General features: G+C 38.4%; 6 protein-coding genes. 1 reads left to right on the plus strand and 5 read right to left on the minus strand.

Translation table 11 applies throughout. The features are described from left to right. Positions 1-529: 529 nt before the first annotated feature. Both AN394_RS20795 and AN394_RS20800 read right to left on the minus strand, forming a co-directional pair. Positions 530-775 (minus strand): hypothetical protein, encoded by a 246-nt coding sequence (locus AN394_RS20795; RefSeq protein WP_055022469.1) that lies wholly within the window; start codon positions 773-775, stop codon positions 530-532. Next, positions 765-965, minus strand: coding sequence for a hypothetical protein (locus AN394_RS20800; RefSeq protein WP_055022470.1), 201 nt, complete (start codon positions 963-965; stop codon positions 765-767). The genes AN394_RS20795 and AN394_RS20800 overlap by 11 nt, the downstream gene beginning before the upstream one ends. A gap of 785 nt (positions 966-1,750) precedes the next feature. Between AN394_RS20800 and AN394_RS20805 the strand changes: the two genes are divergently transcribed. Further along, the gene (locus tag AN394_RS20805; RefSeq protein ID WP_055022471.1) at positions 1,751-2,626 is read left to right on the plus strand and encodes a hypothetical protein; all 876 of its coding nucleotides are present in this window, start codon (positions 1,751-1,753) and stop codon (positions 2,624-2,626) included. A gap of 170 nt (positions 2,627-2,796) precedes the next feature. Here AN394_RS20805 and AN394_RS20810 read toward each other — a convergent pair whose 3' ends face one another. The 3 genes from AN394_RS20810 to AN394_RS20820 form a co-directional block, all read right to left on the minus strand. Then, positions 2,797-3,468 (minus strand): hypothetical protein, encoded by a 672-nt coding sequence (locus AN394_RS20810; RefSeq protein WP_055022472.1) that lies wholly within the window; start codon positions 3,466-3,468, stop codon positions 2,797-2,799. 153 nt (positions 3,469-3,621) lie between these two features. Next, the gene (locus AN394_RS20815) at positions 3,622-3,924 is read right to left on the minus strand and encodes a hypothetical protein (RefSeq protein WP_055022473.1); all 303 of its coding nucleotides are present in this window, start codon (positions 3,922-3,924) and stop codon (positions 3,622-3,624) included. Then, a complete protein-coding gene (locus AN394_RS20820; protein WP_055022474.1) occupies positions 3,911-4,489 on the minus strand; it encodes a hypothetical protein in 579 nt (192 codons plus the stop codon). The genes AN394_RS20815 and AN394_RS20820 overlap by 14 nt, the downstream gene beginning before the upstream one ends. Positions 4,490-4,622: the final 133 nt, after the last annotated feature.

Below are 4,622 nucleotides of genomic sequence, written 5' to 3' on the forward strand. Positions count from 1 at the left end.
GTCGTTTTCCTGACTATGCAAGCAATATGCTTTGACGAAATAGAACAGTAATTTCGAACGGCCGAAGTTCGCTCTTTTGAGTCATGCGCATAAACACGTTTAGGGGCAATAACAAGTTAGCCTTCATCAATAACCATAAATTATCACCTAACAAACATACGTATTTGCACAGTACAAATGAGGAGAATCTGTGTGAAGACATTTTGTTTAGAGCTAGTACTTGGGTTAGTTCAAGTCGGTGTGAATAGTATTTATTTGTTTATTTCACTTGCGATATTTTTGTGGGTTCTTGATTACCCCGAAACTTCTAGACTGGCGTCTGCTAACTTAATCGAAGGCTATGAGTACATTATTTTTGCATACATATGTGCTGATATTTTAAGTTTCATAGAATCAAAATTACGAGACAAATACCTTTAATTCTAAGCGCCCTATGGGCGCTTTTTTAAATTCTGATATAACTACGATTTTACTCTCTTATAAACCGAAAAAGCGCCATAGAGGCGCTTTGGTGGACAAACATAGGAGGTTAGTAAAACCTTAGTAACACATACTCAAGCATCTTTTTCATGCTGGGTGTGTGCTTTTCTGCATAGAGATAGTAGCCCGTTGCACCCATTACAAATTTGGTGCAAAACAGGCTCATTACGATTAGCCAAACGAGATTTTCTGTGGTCTTAAGCTGATAAAACGTAAATCCAACACCACTGAATAGAATCAGTGCGATAACAATCTCTATACGATTGCGATAGATAAATGAGTGTTTAAAACTCATCTATTCCACCGCAAGAAATATCAATCCCCCAATCAGTATCATCAAATACAGAGAAAGAATCACAGCTTGTTGTATCAGAAAAGTCACTGTTATCTGTGCCAAATACGTTGCCACCTATATCAACACAATTGCCATTATCAGCATCATTGATAGGTAAACCGGTTGCAGGATTAATCGATGTAGTCGTCATTTTGTAACCTCTTAGAGTGGGTGAGTTCTCTTTAAAAGTTAATGATTTTGTGATAAAAAACAAACTCGTTTGACTGCGAAGCTCAGCAACAAACAGTTTGGATTATCACTTTCTTCTTTTCTATTTATCTCACTATTCACAGACAATATTACTTTGTTTTGTTACGAAGTAGACTTACTTTTTCGTCTGAAAGACATCAAATCCAGCCTAATTCGGAACGAAATTAGGCAATAAAAAGCGTCTCAGAATGAGACCAATAAGTCGCGTAATGTGCCGTAGGCGAAGCCGAAGAAACATGGAGCAGCGCGAATGTACAGCTGGTCTGTACTCACCGCGATGATGTTTCGCCCTAGCGAAATTCGGTTGAAATTTGGTACAAATTGAAAAGCGAACCACCTTTTCGATAGAAAAGTAAGCGATATGATGAAGGCGGATAATGGGGCACCCATCGCCTGTTCATAAAGCGGCATTGTGGCGGTGAGTACAGAGCGTAGCTCGGTACATTCGCGCTATGGCTTAATACGCTAGAGCGGTAGCTCGTTGAGTCAGCTCGTTGCGGAGCAACATCAGAGATGACGGGCGTTTTAAGCCATATGTTTGAACAACAACGTTGTGAAGACATCAGCTGAAAGCTGCCTGTTGTTGCGATAATCATCGCGACAACTCTGCCGGGCATGCGTACAAAGCATCCCGGTAGGAAAACCGGCAAACAATCGCTAAAAAGCGATAATTTGCAAGGTGGGTTGTTAGTTAAAGATTCAAACTAACAACCTGGGTCTTTAGACATGACAAGCATCCAAAACAACAATACCAGTAGCCAACTTCAGCTCGCCTACCCTCGCTATTTTGATATTGATATGCGCTACTATGAAGGTGCAAACAATCATCAAAAGTTTAGTAATCGCCTGAAGCTCTCAATCCTCATTGCCATTCGATTTACTATCATCACACCAGGCCTTGTGAGTTGGCTTTATGGCATCTCACACCGATTAGCCTTGGAGCATTTAAATAGACTCACCAACGATGGCTTTTTAAAGCTCGTTAAAACACATCGCAGCCCCGATGGGCGCGTCTATGTTCCAACCTACAGTGCTGCAAAGTACGCTGAAGAAATAATGAATATTGATGTGTACTTCAGAGCCAATACCAACCCCGCTTTACAGTTTAACCATAACAACGTTATGCATAACCTTATTAACGCCTTTGTGATGCTAAGAGGCATTCACAATTATCACAGTGATGGCACCTACGCCCCCATGTGGCAAAGCTTTATCACTGAACCCGAATTCAAACGCGCCAATACAAGCACAGAAACCCGAACAGTCGATGGCGCAGTTCGCTTATTAGATGGCTCAATTGCAGCCATAGAAGTAGAACACTCCTTCAAGAACAAAGCAGCACGGCAAGCCATTCTTTTAAAGTACCTAGCCTCACTTAAAAATGGCGACTACGACAAAGTGTTTTTATTCTCCCAGTCGCAGCAAATTTTTGATGACATAAAACGTCTGCATGAACAATTATTCGAAGAAATGACAACACGGTTCGATAAGAAAACTCGCCGCCCTCTCCTATCGCCTGAAGATGTCGAGCTACTGCAATCATCGATTATCTATCGAACCAAGTTATGTGGCGAGATAAGCGAGAGGTTTTATAGTGACTAGGTGAGTTTTCGGTATAGGCAGAGTCACAAGGGCATAACTCGTTACTGGTCAAAAACGTTTTAGAGTATTTAATCAGTAACGCTTGCCTAACCGGCGCGAAAATAGCAGGCTAAAATTAGCGACGAAGGAGCGCAAGCCTGCTGTTTTGCGTCCTGTGGTTAAGGCACTTGTTATGTGCTGCTTACTAATATGCTTCTGACAAAAAAGCTAAATATTGCAATAAAACTAATTATGTATGGAAATAATAAGTCTAGTGTTTCTCTATACTTGAAAAGAGCTTCTAATTGATACCTTGCCTCATAAGATAATAATTTTAAATAATCTTTTCGCCCCCACTTATCTTTGTAAATATTTAACTCAATATCACTTTGGTAAGAGTATTCGCCATGGATTTCATCATAGCCTGTTGTTTCATAGGTTAAGTTTCGTTGGAATATACCATTGATTTTGTAATTAGGTGATTGAATTCCAGGTTCATCTCCTGGCCAGATATCAATTCGCTTACTTAATAATCCACTAATATCTTCTTCTTTTGGGGTGTAACAAAAAACTCTATAATCGCTGAGCATTCGTTTAGACCAAAATGAAAATAGTTGATCGTGGTATGACTTAGCATATCCGTAATACCTTAGTGTTAGGAAGAGAATCGAAATTGCGAAAAGATAAAGTATATTTTCATGGTTGGTGAATTTAAGTTTAAATATAAAAGTATTAGCTTCGTGAAGAGTTGCACCAGAAAAGTTTAACCCGATTAAAATTACGCATAAGCTAATTAATATCTTTCGTTTTGACTTTAGACCTTCATCGCTATCAATAGCTTCTCTAAATTTATTTAGATCCATTTTGTTCACATCAACCTTGACTAATACTCATAACTTTATAAGCACATAACGCCGCCATATGGGGCGCGAAAAAGCTTGGCTAAAATTAGCGACGAAGGAGCGCAGCCAAGCTTTTTGCGTCCTTCCATGATGGCTTTGTTATGTGAACAGCCTCTAAAATGGTAAATTTAAACCTGATGATTGAGCAGAATCATAAAGTTTTCTGGCATAGTCATAATCATTCCATGTTTGGTTAGTATAGAACCTATACTCTTTCTGCTCTCTTGCATCAAAATAAAAAAGAACAAATTCCCCAACTTCCTCTATTTGATTAAATGAATACCGAAGGGAAACTGTAAATAGATTTGTTTGAAGATCTACACTTGCATTATCGTCATCGTAAACCCAAGAAAACTCACCTTTTTCTGTTTTTTCACGAAGGTTAACAACAAAGTCTTTAATTTTAGGTGGAAACATGGGAACCTCTTTTTACTGGATTTAAGTCTTCTAAATTCTTTTTGATATTCAAAATGCTCTCTTGTATTTCTAATCTCTTCTTTTTTGTCAATGGTGCTTTAGCCGTTGTGTGAGTAGCTTGTTGTAAGCCAAGCTCAACTGCACCAACTCTATTATTTATTTCAACAATAAGCTCTTCATCACCTGATATTCTAAGATATGTTCTACGAAAGTGCTGAAAACATTTAAGTGAAAGATTATATCTTTCACTAGAAATATGATCATTAGCTTCATCTAAAACTGATAAACACTCACTAACAAATGAAGCACCGTTGATTTCTTGAGATTGCTTTAAAAGTTTCTTTGCTTCTTCACGAATGCCCTTAGAAAGATTAATGCTGTGCATGACTTCAAAAATAGCGACCATTAAAGCCACTAGCGTTGCGACAACACCTATATACGAAAATTCATTAAAACTCTCGACATTATCAATAATTTTATTTTTAAATTTTAATGAGATCCAAACGAAAACAATGGAGATGAAAGTATAAAATACTCTAACCCATTGCTCTTTAAGAAAGTTCATATTTTACGGTACACCCTCTTTGTTCACATAACGCCCTGTTAATGGGCGGATTACGCTTGGCTAAAATTAGCGAAGAATGAGCGCCAGCCAAGCAGTAAGGCGTCCATTTTAAACAGCTTGTTAGGTTACGAAC

The organism is Pseudoalteromonas sp. P1-26 (genome assembly GCF_001401795.1).
Taxonomy (GTDB): Bacteria; Pseudomonadota; Gammaproteobacteria; order Enterobacterales; family Alteromonadaceae; genus Pseudoalteromonas.

What these genes read in the sequence shown, in the direction of transcription:
- AN394_RS20795 (WP_055022469.1), bottom strand. Translation starts at nt 775, where the DNA reads ATGAGTTTTAAACACTCATTTATCTATCGCAATCGTATAGAGATTGTT.
- AN394_RS20800 (WP_055022470.1), bottom strand. Translation starts at nt 965, where the DNA reads ATGACGACTACATCGATTAATCCTGCAACCGGTTTACCTATCAATGAT.
- AN394_RS20805 (WP_055022471.1), top strand. Translation starts at nt 1,751, where the DNA reads ATGACAAGCATCCAAAACAACAATACCAGTAGCCAACTTCAGCTCGCC.
- AN394_RS20810 (WP_055022472.1), bottom strand. Translation starts at nt 3,468, where the DNA reads ATGGATCTAAATAAATTTAGAGAAGCTATTGATAGCGATGAAGGTCTA.
- AN394_RS20815 (WP_055022473.1), bottom strand. Translation starts at nt 3,924, where the DNA reads ATGTTTCCACCTAAAATTAAAGACTTTGTTGTTAACCTTCGTGAAAAA.
- AN394_RS20820 (WP_055022474.1), bottom strand. Translation starts at nt 4,489, where the DNA reads ATGAACTTTCTTAAAGAGCAATGGGTTAGAGTATTTTATACTTTCATC.